General features: G+C 46.1%; 16 protein-coding genes. All 16 read right to left on the reverse strand.

Going from position 1 to position 16707, the window contains the following annotated elements; translation table 11 throughout:
- Positions 1–147: 147 nt before the first annotated feature.
- A complete protein-coding gene (murA, locus tag TY49_RS03885) occupies positions 148–1455 on the reverse strand; it encodes a UDP-N-acetylglucosamine 1-carboxyvinyltransferase (protein WP_041964593.1) in 1308 nt (435 codons plus the stop codon).
- A gap of 32 nt (positions 1456–1487) precedes the next feature.
- A complete protein-coding gene (locus TY49_RS03890) occupies positions 1488–2207 on the reverse strand; it encodes a YwmB family TATA-box binding protein (RefSeq protein ID WP_041964594.1) in 720 nt (239 codons plus the stop codon).
- Positions 2208–2545: 338 nt separating this feature from the next.
- Entirely contained in the window at positions 2546–2782 is a 237-nt protein-coding gene (locus TY49_RS03895; protein WP_041964595.1) for a DUF1146 family protein, read from the reverse strand.
- A 349-nt stretch (positions 2783–3131) separates the two neighbouring features.
- Positions 3132–4652: an NADH-quinone oxidoreductase subunit NuoN gene (nuoN, locus tag TY49_RS03900; protein WP_041964596.1), complete on the reverse strand. Its 1521-nt coding sequence runs from the start codon at positions 4650–4652 to the stop codon at positions 3132–3134.
- 6 nt (positions 4653–4658) lie between these two features.
- Entirely contained in the window at positions 4659–6179 is a 1521-nt protein-coding gene (locus TY49_RS03905; protein ID WP_041964597.1) for an NADH-quinone oxidoreductase subunit M, read from the reverse strand.
- A complete protein-coding gene (nuoL, locus tag TY49_RS03910; protein ID WP_198135582.1) occupies positions 6179–8041 on the reverse strand; it encodes an NADH-quinone oxidoreductase subunit L in 1863 nt (620 codons plus the stop codon). The genes TY49_RS03905 and nuoL overlap by 1 nt, the downstream gene beginning before the upstream one ends.
- A gap of 144 nt (positions 8042–8185) precedes the next feature.
- Entirely contained in the window at positions 8186–8500 is a 315-nt protein-coding gene (gene nuoK, locus TY49_RS03915; RefSeq protein ID WP_023613593.1) for an NADH-quinone oxidoreductase subunit NuoK, read from the reverse strand.
- The gene (locus tag TY49_RS03920) at positions 8497–9021 is read right to left on the reverse strand and encodes an NADH-quinone oxidoreductase subunit J (RefSeq protein ID WP_041964599.1); all 525 of its coding nucleotides are present in this window, start codon (positions 9019–9021) and stop codon (positions 8497–8499) included. The genes nuoK and TY49_RS03920 overlap by 4 nt, the downstream gene beginning before the upstream one ends.
- On the reverse strand, positions 9018–9437 hold the full coding sequence (gene nuoI, locus TY49_RS03925) for an NADH-quinone oxidoreductase subunit NuoI (protein ID WP_023613591.1): 420 nt from the start codon (positions 9435–9437) through the stop codon (positions 9018–9020). The genes TY49_RS03920 and nuoI overlap by 4 nt, the downstream gene beginning before the upstream one ends.
- A gap of 43 nt (positions 9438–9480) precedes the next feature.
- The gene (nuoH, locus tag TY49_RS03930; RefSeq protein WP_041964600.1) at positions 9481–10488 is read right to left on the reverse strand and encodes an NADH-quinone oxidoreductase subunit NuoH; all 1008 of its coding nucleotides are present in this window, start codon (positions 10486–10488) and stop codon (positions 9481–9483) included.
- The gene (locus tag TY49_RS03935) at positions 10488–11588 is read right to left on the reverse strand and encodes an NADH-quinone oxidoreductase subunit D (RefSeq protein ID WP_041964601.1); all 1101 of its coding nucleotides are present in this window, start codon (positions 11586–11588) and stop codon (positions 10488–10490) included. Before TY49_RS03935 ends, nuoH begins: the two co-directional genes overlap by 1 nt.
- Before the next feature lie 3 nt (positions 11589–11591).
- On the reverse strand, positions 11592–12983 hold the full coding sequence (locus TY49_RS03940; protein ID WP_041964602.1) for an NADH-quinone oxidoreductase subunit C: 1392 nt from the start codon (positions 12981–12983) through the stop codon (positions 11592–11594).
- A gap of 3 nt (positions 12984–12986) precedes the next feature.
- The gene (locus tag TY49_RS03945) at positions 12987–13499 is read right to left on the reverse strand and encodes a NuoB/complex I 20 kDa subunit family protein (protein WP_023613587.1); all 513 of its coding nucleotides are present in this window, start codon (positions 13497–13499) and stop codon (positions 12987–12989) included.
- Positions 13490–13867: an NADH-quinone oxidoreductase subunit A gene (locus TY49_RS03950; RefSeq protein ID WP_041964603.1), complete on the reverse strand. Its 378-nt coding sequence runs from the start codon at positions 13865–13867 to the stop codon at positions 13490–13492. Before TY49_RS03950 ends, TY49_RS03945 begins: the two co-directional genes overlap by 10 nt.
- Before the next feature lie 928 nt (positions 13868–14795).
- Entirely contained in the window at positions 14796–15203 is a 408-nt protein-coding gene (locus tag TY49_RS03960) for a F0F1 ATP synthase subunit epsilon (protein WP_041964605.1), read from the reverse strand.
- Positions 15204–15225: 22 nt separating this feature from the next.
- Positions 15226–16638, reverse strand: coding sequence for a F0F1 ATP synthase subunit beta (gene atpD, locus TY49_RS03965; protein ID WP_041964606.1), 1413 nt, complete (start codon positions 16636–16638; stop codon positions 15226–15228).
- Between the last annotated feature and the right edge of the window lie 69 nt (positions 16639–16707).

A 16707-nucleotide genomic window follows, 5' to 3' on the forward strand; every position in this document is an offset into this window, starting at 1 on the left:
GTTCTGTCGAAAGTCTCATAATAAGTCGGTCAAAACAAATTCACGAAATTGGACATGAATTTTCAGGCTCTAACCAGCCCATTTAAATCAAAAAACCGCAGAACTATACGTTAAAGCACAATTCTCCGGTTCATTGAGTAGTAATATTTATGCGTTCATGTCTGAGACTAATTTATCAGTTACTGGCTGCTCTTCTACTTCGCTGACGCGTTCGATGTCTGCGCCAAGTGCTGCAAGTTTATGATGGAAGTCAACGTATCCACGATCCAGGTGATATAGCTCTGTTACGCGAGTCATTCCATCTGCTACAAGTCCAGTCAGGATCAGTGATGCTGCGGCACGCAGGTCAGTAGCTGCCACTTCTGCTCCCTGAAGGTTGGATGGTCCGTTCATGATGACAGAGCGGCCATCGATTTTGATGTTTGCGTTCATGCGGCGGAATTCTTCCACGTGCATGAAGCGGTTTTCGAAAACAGTTTCCGTGATCATGCTTGTGCCCTGAGCACGTAATAGCAATGCCATCATTTGAGATTGCATATCTGTCGGGAAACCAGGGTGCGGCATCGTCTTGATGTCGACTGCTTTCAACTTTTCAGGTCCGATAACACGAAGACCTTCTGCTTCTTCAATGATGGTAACGCCCATTTCTTCCATCTTGGCAACCAATGAAGAAAGATGTTCAGGAACAGCGCCTTTTACAAGGACGTTTCCGCCAGTGATGGCAGACGCAACCATGAAGGTTCCTGCTTCGATTCGGTCAGGAATGATGTTGTGGTCAGCACCAAAGAGTACTTCAACACCTTCAATCTTGATTGTGCCAGTGCCGGCGCCTTTAACCTTCGCTCCCATTTTGTTCAGGAAGTTTGCAAGGTCGACAATTTCTGGTTCTTTAGCAACGTTTTCGATGACTGTTGTTCCTTTGGCAAGGACAGCCGCCATCATAATGTTTTCCGTAGCACCTACGCTAGGGAAATCAAGGTATATTTTAGCTCCGTGCAAACCATTGACTGCTTCGGCTTCGATAAAACCGTTGCCTACCTTGACAGTCGCACCCATTGCTTCAAAGCCTTTTAGGTGCTGGTCGATAGGACGGGAACCGATTGCGCAGCCGCCTGGCAATGCTACGCGAGCACGACCATTCCTGGCAAGCAGGGATCCCATTACTAATACAGAAGCACGCATTTTACGAACATACTCAAAAGGTGCTTCAATTTTCAACTCTCTGGATGCATCTACTGTAATTGTGTTATTTTCAAACTCCACTACGGCGTTTAAAGAACGTAATACTTCGTTGATGGTATATACATCGGAGAGAGTTGGCACATCACGAATTACGCTTTTTCCGTCACTTGCTAATAATGTTGCAGCGATAACAGGCAAGACGGCATTCTTAGCTCCTTCAACCTTTACAGAACCGCTTAGCCTTTGTCCGCCGCGGACGATGATTTTTTCCAAGTGTATTCCCCTCCGCGTCCAATTTCTCTATATTAATATTCAATCGTTATGATGGGTGTGCCAACTACGAAGGTAGTCTTTGCGCCCAATCGATCAGTTTTCCGTAATCCAAGCTGCATATTCATCTCATGGTCATTGCTCAAAGAGTTGTCGAACAAAGGCGAAACGGCGGATGTGGAAATAAATGAGTCTTCTTCCAATCCTTCGACTTCCTCGGCTTGAAAAGCCTTTAGCAATTTAGTTTTATAAACAGGTAAAGCCGATTTTATCTTATCATTGATTTCGCCTTCAATACAAGAGAAAGTTGTGGCATTCCCTCGAAAAATGTCAAATATTCTGCCTGGTAAATTTTTGTTTAAAAAGGTTTCTGTATTTTTATTCCAATGCTGACCTCTGACCTCATACATCACATACGTATGTATCGGCCCATTTGTGTCCGTAGAAACAATTTTAATTTTTTCCTGAATCTCAGAAGAATTCGAAACAGCTGTGAGTTCTCCATTGCGGTGGCTCCATGTCCAATCCGAGAGCTGGACCTTCAATTCTTTTACCAAATCTTCGACATTTTCTTCTTCCATTGTTTCCCTTGCATATATAGACCAACCAGTGATCAAAATATTTTCGTCCTGCAAAACTGAGGCCAGAGTTTTTATTTCATGATCAGCGTCAGCTACAATCGTCTTATTCCCAGCTTGAAGCACAATAAAACCAATAATGCCAAAAATTGATAAAATAAATGGAATCTTCTTCATATGTCTTTCACTCTCCCCTTATTACCATTCTTACCAGGAGAGCAAATCGCATACTTGGGAATTCTCGTCACTTTTTGACATCATTCTATGTACCAACTTTGCCGGGTGTTCATCGTTTGTGAAAAAATAAACATGCCATTGCAAAAAACAAGCACAAAAACAATAATACTCAAGTTTTCGCGTTTTGGAAACATGTATGAAGACCTAATTTTTTACCAATTTGTTTAGAACTAACAGCAGATGGGCTAAAAGTTGTTACTGAAGGCTGTGTTCACATTGATTGCTGCTTTTTCGTACAAGTTTTGATTGAGAAAGCAACAAAATTTACGAAAAGAGCTTTACTGAAAAATCATCGGAAGCTGCTGTGACCATTGGAGGTAATCAAGGAAGAAATTACTTACTGTGGATCCCAGTGCGATGGAAGCTAGAATATATAAAACTCGGGATTGAAGTACATGGTTTGCCCGGAGCAGCTTATCAAATTGGAGTGCTTGAAGAGCCCACCATGAAATGGCGATAAAAACAAGATGTGTTAGAATGCTGGTCAGCGCGAAGCCGCCAAAACCCGTTATCATAAAAACGCCCCCCTTATCATGTCTATTTTAACATAAACGTGATGATTACCTGTATTTTAGACGTATCAGAATTCGGAAAGTTTCATGTGACCGAAAGTTCTCTTTCCACTAGCTTCTCGGGTATATGCTCTTCTCGCTTGTGATCAAAGCTTTCTCCCGCTCGCTATTATGGCATAAATCCTTCTTTGAAATCTTATCTCAATGCAATAAAAAAACTGGCCCGCTTTTAAAGCAAGGCCAGCTGGATTTACCCCTTTGTTTCCATGAGTAGATTTTCCCCAAAATCCATACATGATTCGCGATGATTTCCTGAGCTTGTTCTTACTTCCTAGTTAGCGAAGAAACCAACTTATCTCATAAAATCAACGAACTGGTTGAAGTTACTGTGCATGAAGTCGATAGCCAGGTTTGGCATGACTCCGAACAGGATCGTTCCGATGACTGTTACCAGGATCACGACAAGTGTTCCGATTGGCAGATGGATTTTTTCGTCGCTTGCTGCCGGGCGGAAGAACATCTGCGTCATGATTCCGAAGTAGTAGAAATAGGATACGACTGTTGTCGCAATCATAATCGAAACAAGCACGTAGTGTGCCTGGTCGACCATCAGTGCTCCCATGAAGATGTTCAGCTTACCGATGAAGCCTGCTGTACCAGGGATTCCTGCGAGTGACAGAATGAAGATTCCCATTCCCACTGCCAGCAGCGGTGAGCGGCGGTAGAGGCCGGCGAAGTGGCTGATATCTTCTGAGCCAGTTTTCATTGTGATCACCTGGATCACAGCGAAAGCGCCAAGATTCATTAATAAGTAAGCAAGCATGTAGAACCAGATGGCATCGAAGGTCACGAATGACATAGCTGTCAGAGCGACAAGGATGTAACCTGCATGCGCGATACTTGAGTAGGCGAACATGCGCTTGATGTTGCGCTGTCTTAAGGCGATTACGTTACCAATGATCATGGTTGCTCCCGCCAGGAATGCGATGTAATCCTGAACCGCGAACAGCAGCGGAATTTGCTGCCCATCCTCCTGTGGAACCGGAATGTATCCAAAAATGGATAACAGGATGCGAAGGATGATCACAAATCCAGCTGTTTTCGAGACGACGCTCAGGAACGCAGTAACTGGAGTTGGTGCTCCTTCATATACATCAGGTGCCCACATATGGAATGGTGCGGATGCCAGCTTGAATGACAGGCCGACAAAAATCATGAAGAATGCCAGTCCAAGAATGTAAATGTGCTGAGGGTCACTCAGACCTCCAAAGACTTGAGCGATTTCTCTTAAGTTCGTTGTCCCGGCGATTCCGAATACATAGCTCATACCGAACAATGTGATTGCGGTAGAAATTCCGCCATTTAGGACGTATTTCATTGCTGATTCATTCGATTTCAGGTTACGCTTGCGCATACCTGCAAGGACGTATGACGGAATGGACAGCAATTCAAGGCCGACGAACAATGTGATCAAGTCGCCGCTTGATGCCATGAACATCGTTCCAAGCAATGCAGTGAGGAACAGGTAGAAGAATTCTCCCTTATATTCCTCAAGTCCATCCTTCGTCCTATAGTCAATCGCCAACAGCATGACAAGCGCCGCTCCTAGAAGGAGGATCAGCTTGAAAGCAATCGCGAATGAATCCAATCGGAATGTATCGTATAAAATCGATGTGGTTTCAGTACCAATCAGAGAAACGAGTGAAATCAGCGCCAGTACCACACCTGCAAAGCCAGCCCAGCCAAGGACTTTCCGGTCGACTTGCTTAGGCATGAATAAATCAGCGACCGATAAAATTGCAATCATACCAAGGATGATGAATTCCGGAGTCATCGTCCCCCAATCAAATGATAGAAGTGTATCTAGATCCATTCTTCATCACCCCCCTATTCCCATCAAGATAGTCTCTAAAGTTGCCTGAAGCGGTTCACTAAGAACAGCTGGATATACACCGATCAGGACGATCAAGCCGATAAGCACTAGCACTGGAGCCCATTCAAATGAGCGGATGTCTGTAACTCCGGCAAATTCTCGTTCTGCATTGCCATATGTGATTGCAAGGACTGCACGCAGCAGGTAAACGGCTGTCATGATGATGCCGATTGTACCAACCGCTGCAAGGACTGGCATTTCTTCGAATAGTCCAAGGAATGCCATGAATTCACTGACGAACCCTGACATCCCGGGCAATCCAAGCGATGCCATCGCGCCTGCAAGCAAGAAACCTGATGCAAGCGGCATTCCCTTTGCCATGCCGCCCAGGTTGGCAAGCGTTGTCGTGTGCGTGCGTTCATATAACACTCCAACAAGGAAGAACAGTAGTGCTGAAATCAGTCCGTGTGACACGACCTGGAAAATAGCACCTTGAATTCCTGCTTCATTTAATGCTCCAAGTCCGATTAAAACGATCCCCATATGGGAAATAGAAGAGTAAGCAAGGACCATTTTGAAATCTGTCTGGATAAAAGCAAGGAACGCTCCGTATAAAAGGTTAATTACACCCAATACCGCAAGCAGCCCTGCTAATTCCGCGAATTGTTCAGGGAAAATCCCCATCCCGAAGCGGATCAAACCGAATGCACCGATCTTCAGCAAAATCCCTGAGTGGATCATGACGATCGATGGCGGTGCTTCAACGTGGACGCGCAGCATCCAGCTGTGCAGCGGGAAGATTGGCAGCTTCACACCGAATGCGACAAGCAATGCGATCAATAATCCCATTTTCAATGACTCAGAAACCGGCGCGAATAATGGCGCATTGTCTGTGTTCATCATGACTGACAGCATTTCGATATTTGATGTGCCTGTTCTTGAAAATAACACCATGATGACGATCAGCAGGATTGCTGAGCCAAGGCCGTTATAAATCAAGAAGCTGTAAGCAGCCTTTTCTTTTTCATAATAACCCCATTTTCCAATAAGGAAGAACATTGGAATCAATGTAATTTCGAAGAAAAGGAAGAACAGTATCAAGTTTTGTGATGTGAATACTCCCAGCATCCCGATTTCGAGAAGCAAGAACAGCATGTAGTAGCCTTTCCATTCTTTTTTGATATGGAAAGACGCGATTGCCGCAAGCGTCGCGATCACTGCTGTGAGAACCACCATGATCAAACCGAATCCATCGATGCCAAGTTCATAGTTTACTGAGAACATTCCGGATTGCTCGGCACCCTGGCCGCCGAATTGAATCCAGCGAAATTTTTCCGAAAAATTAGCCAGGTCATGGCCGCCGCGATACGAAAAGTATGCAATCAGCGCAAGGATCAATGACGGCAGTGTTGCCAATACGCCAAGCATTTTGATGCCTGATTCATTTGCCTTTGGCATGAATGCCAAAAGCCCGATTCCTAGTAAAGGGGAGAATACCAGCAAGGTAAGAAAATAGTTGAAATCCATTATAAATACCCCCCTGTTAGCGCATAGATGACAATCAGGACTGCAAGTCCGACAAAGGCGATTGTGCCGTATGTCTGTACCTGGCCGTTCTGGATTTTCGCACCCGTTTTACCAAGTCCCTGGACAGCTGCTGTTGTCAGCTTGACGAGTCCCTCAACAAGGAAGACCTCGATGAACCGCAGGAACAAGCTGATCGCTTTCGCTCCAAACACGATGCTCTGATTGTAAATTTCATCGATATAGTACTTATTTTTCACGATGCCATAGGCAAGTGGCGCTCTGCTAGATAGCCAGTCGCGTGAAATTGACTTCTTGCTGTACATCATCCATGCAAGCAGGATGCCGAGCAAGGAGACAACTGTAGCGACAATCATGATCCAGCCTGGGCCTTCGATATGACCATGGCCAAGCGCTTCGTTTCCTTCAACGAGCCAGTCACCAAGGAAAGTGCCGAACCAAGGTGTGTTTACATAACCAGCTACAACAGCAAGTACAGCCAGTACAACCATAGGCATGGTCATGACGGATGGCGATTCATGGACATTCTTCATTTCGCTGCGTGCTTCACCGGAGAAGATCATGAAGAACAGGCGGAACATGTAGAATGCTGTGAAGAACGCCGCGATCACCGCCAGCCAGAACAAAGGGTAATTGCCATTCGCCCATGCAGCAATCAAAATTTCATCTTTACTGAAAAAGCCTGAGAACAATGGGACACCACTGATTGCCAGTGTTCCAATCAGGAACAAAGGTCCAGTGAACGAAAGCCTTTTCCAAAGCCCGCCCATTTTTTCAATATCCTGAGTATGTACAGCATGGATGACGCTACCTGCTGCAAGGAATAACAATGCTTTAAAGAACGCGTGAGTCATCAAGTGGAATACTCCGGCAACATAACCGGCAGATCCTAATGCAAGCATCATGTAGCCGAGCTGGCTGACAGTCGAGAATGCAAGCACACGCTTGATGTCAGTCTGTACAAGGCCGATCGTTGCCGCAAAAATCGCTGTGAAGGCACCGATAATCGCAACAGTCAGCATGGCTGTCTCACTCGCATTGAATAGCGGGAACAGCGATGCGACCAGGTAAACACCGGCTGCAACCATTGTCGCTGCGTGGATTAACGCAGAAACTGGCGTCGGGCCTTCCATCGCGTCTGGAAGCCATGTATGAAGCGGGAACTGACCTGATTTACCAACTGCACCGATGAAGATCAGGATCGCAGTAAGGGTAATCATCGTTCCGGAAATCGCACCTTCTTCTACCGCAGCGAAAATTTCATCATATTCGAAGCTGCCAGTTTGCCAGAATAAAAGAATCATCCCGATGAGCAGCCCGACATCCCCGATACGGGTCATGATGAAGGCTTTCTTTGCAGCCGCTTTGGCGCTTTCTTTGTAAAAATAGAATCCAATCAACAGGAATGAACCTACACCGACCAATTCCCAGAAAATATATGTCTGCAAAAGATTCGGCGAGATTACAAGACCAAGCATTGCAAAAGTAAATAGTCCTAGATAAGCATAGAAAACCGGGAAGCGCTCATCTCCATGCATATACCCTTTTGAATAGGTATGCACAAGGAAGCTGACAAGAGACACGATCACCAGCATCAGTGCGTTTAATTGATTTACTTCAAAGCCCGCAGTTAGTTCCAGATTCCCTATTGTCAGCCAAACGGCTTCAGCTTTGAATGTAGACTCCGAAAAGCGCTCGATTAGCACAAGGATGGAGTATACAAGAGAGGCAAGCGTCAAAAGGATACCAACGAATGCGCTCGCTTCTTTAAGCTTTTTACCGAACAGCAGCAGGAATAGAAAGGATACAAGCGGGAACAGCGGAATGAGCCAAGCATTCTCCATTAATATCACAATCCCCTTTTTTGAACGTGCGCTATCTATCATATATACGCCCGTCAGATTGAGGCCCGTCTTTCACGGGGCAGTCCAGCTACAAGAAATCTTCTGATTTTAGCGGCAAATACCGCCTATGAAAAATCCATCAATCTAATTTTTCAACTGATTCATTTCATCAATATTGACCGTCCTGCGGTTGCGGTAAAGCGAAATCAAGATCGCAAGTCCTACCGCTACTTCAGCTGCTGCCACCGCAATGGAGAACAGCGCGAAAACCTGGCCAGTGATCGAAGGATTCACTCCGTATTTACTGAAGGTTACCAGATTGATATTGACCGCATTTAGCATCAATTCGATGGAAATCAACACAATAACTGTGTTCTTTTTTGTCAGGGCACCGTAGAGGCCGATGCAAAAAAGAATAAGTGCAAGAGCTAGATAGGCTGAAACCGGAACAGAACTCATTCCTGATCACCCTCCTTTTCGTCATCCTTGCGCGCCAGTACGATTGCGCCGACGAGCGCAGCAAGCAGGATCACGGATGTCAGTTCAAACGGGATGATGTAATGTGAGAACAGTGATACCCCGATTTGTTCTGTATTGTTTTCATGCAGTGTATTTGGTACTGCTTGGAAATCCAAATCGTAAATTCCAAAATACACAGCTGCACCAAAGCCTAGTACACCGAGCAGCAATGCAAGCTTGCGCAGCATTCCGCCTTTTGGTTCAGCATCGTCACCATGGTGGCGGGTAAGCATGATTCCGAACAGCATCATGATTGTGATGGCGCCGGAATAAATCATTACTTGGATGACCGCCAAGAATTCAGCGGACAAGAGCACATAAATACCTGCAATACTGACGAAAGTAAAGACGAGCGCAACGACCATGTGGATGACCTTCGTGAGGTTCAATAAAAGCACGCCGCCGATTACCGCCACTAAAGCAAGTGACATAAACGCAAAAAATTCCCCTGTTAACGTCATGCTTTATTCACCTTCCGTATATTCTCATCATTTTCGTCAAGCCATTCCAGGTTCTTGAATAAATCATCCCGGCTGTATTCAGCAAGCTCAAAGTTGTTCGTCATGATGATCGCTTCAGTCGGGCAAACTTCTGTGCACAGGTCACAGAGGATGCAAAGTTCGAAGTTGATATCATACGTATCAATGATTTTGCCTTTTTTCGTTGGATCAGGATGCTTTTTACCAGTCAAGTTAATGCAATCTGTCGGGCAAATATTGGCACACTGGTTGCAGACGATGCATTTTTCAGGATAAAACTTCTGGATCCCGCGGAATCTGTCAGGAAGCGGAATCGGTTCGTTTGGATAATCGTAAGTCAGCTTTTCGCGAGTCAATTGTTTAAGGGTATAAGCTAATCCTTTAGTCCATCCTAGCACGTAATTCACCCCTTTAATGCAGGAAGCAATGCTGCCTCCGTTCCTATTTTAGAAAAAATTCTTTAATCAAAGCAGTTAGGAAGATGTTTGCCAGCGCTACCGGCAGAAGCACTTTCCATGCGAACTCCATCAATTGGTCGGCGCGGATACGCGGGAACGTAGCACGGAACCAAATGAGGATATAGACCACTAGGCTGAACTTGAGCGCGAACCATACAGCTCCTGGAATGAAGCCGAGGAACGGCAGCGGCAGCCAGCCTCCAAGGAATAAGACAGTGATCAGCGCAGACATTGCGAACATATACACATATTCAGCAAGCATGAACATTGCCCAGCGGAAGCCAGAATACTCTGTGTGGAAACCGGCAACAAGCTCATTTTCCGCTTCAGCAAGGTCAAACGGCACCCTGTTCAGTTCAGCAGTAGCAGCGATGAAGAACACGATGAACGCGATTGGCTGCCATAGGATGAACCAGCCATTGTCACCTTGTGCTGCAACAATCTCATTAAGATTAAGACTGCCTGTCAGCAGGACGATTCCAAGAACGCTCATGACAAGCGGGATTTCGTAGGAAATCATCTGTGCTGCTGCACGCATACCGCCAAGCAATGAATACTTGTTGTTGGATGCCCAGCCTGCCATCAGCATGCCAACGATTGTCAGCCCTGAGATTGCGATGTAATACAGGAATCCGACATTCAAGTCAGCAAATTGCAGTTTGTCAGTCAATGGTATCGTCGCCATGACCATGAAGGACGGCGCAAACGCGATGACCGGTGCGATAATGAACAACGGCTTATCCGCTGCTTTTGGAATTAAGTCTTCTTTTACAAGTAGCTTTACAACGTCGGCAACGGATTGCAACAGCCCCCATTTACCGCCGACATGGGATGGACCGTAACGGCCCTGCATGAAACCAAGCACTTTCCTCTCTGCCAGAATCGCCATTGTTACGAATCCAAGGATTACGAACAGCAGGACGACAGCCAGGACGAAGAAGATGCTGAAGTTCATAAGGCCTGCGCTTGATTCGAGTAGATCCTGAACCATTATCCGTCTACCTCCCCAAGAACGATATCAACCGCTCCTAAAATTGCAATCAGATTTGAGATGCTTTCACCTTCGAGCAGTTTAGGGAGGATTTGCAGATTGTAGAAGCTCGGTCGTCTGAACTTAAGACGGTATGGCTCTTTTTTGCCATCGCTTGATATGTAACAGCCGATCTCGCCTCGGGAGCCTTCGATCCGGACAAACGCTTCCCCTTTTGGAGCCTTGATGATTTTTGGAACTTTGGCTATGATTTCTCCATCTTTCGGGAATTGCTGCACAGCCTGTTCGATGATTTTAAGCGATTCTACGATTTCACCCATCCTTACATGGTAACGGGCAAGCGCATCGCCTTCTTCGCGAGTGACAACGTCGAAGTCGAAGCGGTCATAGATTGAATACGGCTCATCCTTGCGCAAATCCCATTTCACGCCTGTAGAGCGCAGGTTCGGGCCGCTCAATGAGTAATTGATTGCGTCTTCCTTTGAATAAGTACCAATGTTCTTTGTACGGTTAAGGAAGATTTCGTTTCCAGATACCAGCTGATGGTAGCCTTTCAGTTGGCCTCTCAAGTAAGGGACAAAATCTGCCACTTTTTCAATCCAGCCTTCAGGAGCATCCCACTTTACGCCGCCTACACGCATGTAGTTGAACGTCAGACGAGCACCAGACAGTTCATTCAACAGGTTCAGGATCATCTCGCGGTCACGGAATGCGTACAGCAATGGGCTTGTCGCACCGAAGTCGAGGATGAATGTTCCCCACCACAACAAGTGGCTGGCAACCCTGTTCAATTCCATCGCCAGGATTCTCAGATATTCCGCGCGTTCAGGCACCTGTAAGCCCATCATCGTTTCGACTGCATGGACGATTACATAGTTATTCGTCATTGCCGATACATAGTCCATCCGGTCTGTATACGGAATGATTTGTGTATATTGCAGGTCTTCGGCAAGCTTTTCAGTCCCGCGGTGCAAATAACCGATGACCGGCTTTGCTTCAACGATGATCTCACCGTCAATTTTCAGAACGAGGCGGAATACACCGTGTGTACTAGGGTGCTGCGGGCCCACGTTCAAGAGCATTTCTTCTGTGCGTATCACGGGCTACACCTCCACATCATACGGTTCATAGTCTTTTCTTAATGGGTGGCCGACCCAGTCTTCACCAAGCATGATGCGATGGAGGTTTGGATGGCCTTCGAATTTGATGCCAAGCAAGTCGTAAGCTTCACACTCCGGCCAATCGGCTCCTGCCCATAGAGGCTGTACCGATTTGGTAACAGGGGCATCGCGGTCAAGCTTGACCTTCAACGCAACTGACTGCCTGTTTTTGTATGAGTACAAGTGAACATACACTTCCATATGTGTCTGGAAATCAGTTCCGTGCAGCTCTGACAGGTAATCGAAGCCTAATAGTTCGTTGTACTTCAGGAATTCAGCCAGTCGGTAATAGGATTCCTTCTTTGCGACAAGCGTCGGGACATCTTTTGAAAGAGAGTTAATATACGAATCTTCCAGAATATCATCACCAAGGTTGTCGGTAATCGCTTTTACATATTTATCTAAGTAAGGCTGGTTTGGAGATGGCTTCTTTTCTTCAACAGGCTCTTCTGCTCCTGCCTTTGCGCCAGCTGCTGCCTTGGCCTTTGCTGCTGCGGCTGCTTTTGCCTTCGCTGCTGCAATCGCTTTCGCCTTTTCATCGTCAGCGGATCCACCGCCGGCTGCGGCTTTTGCTTTCGCTGCTGCTGCCGCCTTAGCTTTTGCTACGGCTGCGGCTTTCTTTTTAGCAAGATCATCGTCGTCGCCGGTTGAAGCGTCTGCTCCTCCGCCTGCCTCTTGAGCTTTCCTTTTTGCTGCCGCTGCTGCCTTTGCCTTTGCTACGGCCGCGGCTTTCTTTTTCGCCAGGTCATCGTCATCGCCTGCAGGAGCATCTGCTTCTCCGCCTGCTTCTGCCTGTGCTTTTCTTTTCGCTGCCGCTGCTGCCTTTGCTTTCGCTACGGCTGCGGCTTTCTTTTTAGCAAGATCATCATCGTCGCCCGCTGAAGCTTCAGTGGCTGCTGGAGTTTCCACTTCAGCGTTTTCCTCCACCTGGCCAGTTGCCTTCATTTTTGCAAGAGCGGCTGCTTTCGCTTTTGCTGCTGCAGCTGCTTTTTTCTTAGCTAATTCAGCGTCTTGACCTTCTACCGGAGCCGATACTTCTTTTTTCGGTTCTTGTGCTTCTTCTGACTGAGCGTTCGCTTTCATTTTCGCCAGTGCAGCTGCCTTTGCCTTCGCTGCTGCGGCGGCTTTCTTTTTAGCGAGTTCAGCATCCTCACCTGCTGGTGCTTCTGCCTTTGTCTCGGTTTCTTTCACTTCAGGTTCTGCGACTTTGTCGGCAACCTCTTTCGGGTCGTTTCCTTCCCCTGCTTGTTTAGCTGCCTGACGCTGCTTCGCAAGCTCTTTTGCTTTTTGGGCTGCTTCTCTCTTTATCTGCTCTAAATCCTTTTCCCCGCTCATCGGTTAGATCACCTTCTTCCCGGTTTTCGCCTCATAACGGATTTTCTCTTTCAATTTATTAATCCCGTAAATCAATGCTGCTGGATTCGGCGGGCAACCCGGTATGTAAACATCGACCGGCACAATCTGATCGACACCTTTTACAACTGAGTATGATTTTACATATGGACCGCCTGCTGTCGCGCATGAACCCATCGCGATTACCCACTTTGGTTCTGCCAGCTGATCGTACAGCCTGCGGACAGTCGGAGCCATTTTCTTCGTTACAGTACCTGAAACAATCATGACATCAGACTGACGAGGTGAGTTCCGGTAAAATGTCCCGAAACGGTCCAGGTCATAGTGAGCCGAACTGGATGCCATCATTTCAATAGCGCAGCACGCAAGACCGAAAGTCATTGGCCACATCGAGTTGCTACGTGCCCAGCCTTTTACCTGTTCAAGAGTTGTCACAAATACATTCCTTTGGAGTTCTGCCACTTCTTCAGGTGAGAAATCATCCAACTTTAAATCCATTTTAGCACCTTCTTTTTCCATGCGTAGATGAGTCCGATGAGAAGCATTACGACGAAAATCAGCATCTCGATCAATGCAAAGATTCCCAGCTTTTCATAGGCGACAGCCCATGGAAACAAAAACGCTGTTTCTACATCAAAAATAACGAACATAAGAGCAAAAACATAATAACGGACATTAAACTGGACCCGCGCATCGCTGAACGGTTCCATCCCACTCTCGTAGGTGGTATATTTCCGCTCGTCCTGCTTGTATTTCGGCCTCAAAAGCTTAGCCGCAAACAAGGCTACGATTGGAAGCAATACCCCGAGACATAGGAACACAAAGACTATCAAATAGTTATTTTGATATAGATTCAACTGCTCCATGCCCATCCCTCCAATGTTGTGAAATTTTCATACTTTTTAATCTTGTAACCGATAACAATTATACCATTGTTGCAATAGTGTGTCGACAAGCCTTTGTACAATCTGGCAACCTTCTTCCAAGCCTTTTTCAATAGAAAAATAGTTTCTGATTGTGGTCTGGATGTCCAAGAAGAAAGAGTCGTCCCCTTCCATACTTAGTTGTATGGAAGGCAATTTATTCTCATTGTTTTCTCCAGGCTTTTTATTGCCGTTGCAGCGCATCGATTTGGAGTGTGCAGCCTCCTTGTTTCGGTATCCACTGCTCCTAAAATAAGACAATCGGTTACATTTTATATTAAATACATTTTGGGTTAAGTTGTCAGTGACGTTTATCAACATTGTGGCAATCTGTTTTGGAAGAGTAATTTTGAATTGTTTTTAGCGACCATTTTCGTGAGGTTGCGAAAGTGGAGATTGAATGCGAACTTTTTTTGAAAAGAGTGGAAAGCATATGAAAATCTTGTGAAGAATGGGGATCGAAAGATGAATTCTAATCATTTTGTTGAAAGATTATGGGAGTGAATGTTAAATTCTTCTGATTTCGCTTAACTTGTGTGGAATTGGATGAGGAATTCTATTTCTTTTCTTAAAAAGCCTTGATTGGATGAAGAATTCTTTTGAAAAGCAGAGGGTAAATTGGCTCGTGTTTTGTTTTATTCGCGGTTTTCACAATTTTATTGGCGAAAATCTCGTTTTATTGGCGAAAATAATTTTTTATTGGCGATAATTTGATTTTATTGGCGATTTTCACAACTTTATTGGCGAAACGGAATCTGCTCCTAGATTTGTAAATCATCTGGCAGAAGCAAAACAAACAATCCACCGCCACGCCTCTCACTCAACACAATAAAACACCCCCCGGCAGCGCCGGAGGGTGTTAATCTTAAAATTAAATTCTGCGTTCTGCAACTGAAATACGGTTGATTGCACGTTGCAGGGCAAGTTCTGCACGCTTGAAGTCGATGTTCTCCTGCTTTCTTTCATGCAGGCGCTGCTCAGCGCGTTCTTTTGCTTTTAGTGCACGTTCAAGATCGATTTCAGATGATTGTTCTGCAGATTGAGCAAGGATGGTTACCTGCTCAGGACGGACCTCGAGGAAGCCGCCGCTGACTGCAATGAACTCGTTTTTGCTGCCATTTTTCAAACGGACAGCGCCAATTTGTAGCGGTGCAACCATAGGAATGTGGCCTGGCAAGATTCCAAGTTCGCCTGTGCTCGCTTTTGTGCTTACCATTTCAACATCTGATTCATACACCGGCCCATCGGGAGTAACAACACTGACTTTAATCGTCTTCATTTTTTACCCTCCTGGTCCGTTATTAGACCTCTACACCCATACGTTTTGCATTCTCGATAACTTCTTCGATTCGGCCAACTAGGCGGAATGCATCTTCTGGAAGGTGGTCATATTTGCCGTCAAGGATTTCTGTGAATCCTTTAACTGTTTCTTTAACTGGCACGTAAGAACCTTTCTGTCCTGTGAACTGTTCGGCTACGTGGAAGTTTTGTGACAGGTAGAACTGGATGCGGCGAGCGCGGTGTACAGTTAGCTTATCTTCGTCAGAAAGCTCATCCATACCAAGGATCGCGATGATATCCTGAAGTTCTCTGTAACGCTGTAATGTTTGCTGCACGCGTCGAGCTACTGAATAGTGGTCTTCGCCAACGATTTCAGGTGTCAATGCACGTGAAGTCGAAGCAAGTGGATCCACCGCAGGGTAGATACCCATTTCAGAAAGCTTACGCTCAAGGTTCGTTGTTGCATCCAAGTGAGCGAAAGTTGTAGCCGGAGCCGGGTCAGTGTAGTCATCGGCTGGTACATAGATCGCCTGGATGGAAGTAACAGAACCTACGTTAGTAGATGTGATACGTTCCTGCAATTTACCCATTTCAGTTGCAAGAGTTGGCTGGTAACCTACTGCAGATGGCATACGGCCAAGTAGCGCGGAAACCTCAGAACCTGCTTGCGTGAAACGGAAGATGTTATCCATGAAGAAAAGAACGTCCTGTCCTTGCTCATCACGGAAATATTCAGCCATTGTCAAACCAGTCAAGGCAACACGCATACGTGCTCCTGGCGGCTCGTTCATCTGTCCGAATACCATCGCTGTTTGCTTGATAACGCCAGAGTCAGTCATTTCGTGGTAAAGGTCGTTACCTTCACGTGTACGCTCACCAACACCTGCGAATACGGAGATACCACTGTGCTCTTGAGCGATGTTGTTGATCAATTCCTGGATTAATACGGTCTTACCTACACCGGCACCACCGAACAATCCGATCTTACCACCCTTGATATATGGAGCAAGAAGGTCAACTACCTTGATACCTGTTTCAAGGATTTCAACCTCAGTTGAAAGCTGTTCGAATGTTGGAGCTTCCCTGTGGATTGAATCGCGGCGTGAATCAGCTGCAACTGGAGCGTCAAGATCGATTGACTCACCCAATACGTTGAATACACGTCCTAGTGTTACGTCCCCAACCGGAACGGAGATTGGAGCACCTGTATCTAATACTTCGACGCCACGCTTAAGGCCGTCTGTGGAAGACATCGCGATTGTACGAACTGTGTCATCACCTAAGTGAAGGGCTACCTCAAGAGTTAGCTCGATGGTCACATCCGCATCGCTTGTTACAATTTTCAAAGCGTTATAGATCTCTGGAAGATTGCCGCTTTCAAACTTAACGTCAACAACCGGACCCATAACCTGGAGAACGCGTCCTTTGTTCATCTTGTTCCCTCCTATCGTACTAGTTGAAATATATACATCATGATGGGATGCGGCATCAAGCCACATCCC

It is taken from the genome of Mesobacillus selenatarsenatis SF-1 (assembly GCF_000813125.1).
Lineage (GTDB): Bacteria > Bacillota > Bacilli > Bacillales > Cytobacillaceae > Mesobacillus > Mesobacillus selenatarsenatis.

Bases quoted from the DNA above. Each gene is read 5' to 3' on its own strand.
- nuoL (WP_198135582.1), bottom strand. From the start codon at position 8,041: ATGGAGAATGCTTGGCTCATTCCGCTGTTCCCGCTTGTATCCTTTCTA.
- nuoH (WP_041964600.1), bottom strand. From the start codon at position 10,488: ATGGTTCAGGATCTACTCGAATCAAGCGCAGGCCTTATGAACTTCAGC.
- TY49_RS03940 (WP_041964602.1), bottom strand. From the start codon at position 12,983: ATGAGCGGGGAAAAGGATTTAGAGCAGATAAAGAGAGAAGCAGCCCAA.
- TY49_RS03920 (WP_041964599.1), bottom strand. From the start codon at position 9,021: ATGACGTTAACAGGGGAATTTTTTGCGTTTATGTCACTTGCTTTAGTG.
- TY49_RS03950 (WP_041964603.1), bottom strand. From the start codon at position 13,867: ATGGAGCAGTTGAATCTATATCAAAATAACTATTTGATAGTCTTTGTG.
- nuoK (WP_023613593.1), bottom strand. From the start codon at position 8,500: ATGAGTTCTGTTCCGGTTTCAGCCTATCTAGCTCTTGCACTTATTCTT.
- TY49_RS03905 (WP_041964597.1), bottom strand. From the start codon at position 6,179: ATGGATTTCAACTATTTTCTTACCTTGCTGGTATTCTCCCCTTTACTA.
- TY49_RS03960 (WP_041964605.1), bottom strand. From the start codon at position 15,203: ATGAAGACGATTAAAGTCAGTGTTGTTACTCCCGATGGGCCGGTGTAT.
- nuoN (WP_041964596.1), bottom strand. From the start codon at position 4,652: ATGGATCTAGATACACTTCTATCATTTGATTGGGGGACGATGACTCCG.
- TY49_RS03895 (WP_041964595.1), bottom strand. From the start codon at position 2,782: ATGATAACGGGTTTTGGCGGCTTCGCGCTGACCAGCATTCTAACACAT.
- TY49_RS03945 (WP_023613587.1), bottom strand. From the start codon at position 13,499: ATGGATTTAAAGTTGGATGATTTCTCACCTGAAGAAGTGGCAGAACTC.
- TY49_RS03890 (WP_041964594.1), bottom strand. From the start codon at position 2,207: ATGAAGAAGATTCCATTTATTTTATCAATTTTTGGCATTATTGGTTTT.
- atpD (WP_041964606.1), bottom strand. From the start codon at position 16,638: ATGAACAAAGGACGCGTTCTCCAGGTTATGGGTCCGGTTGTTGACGTT.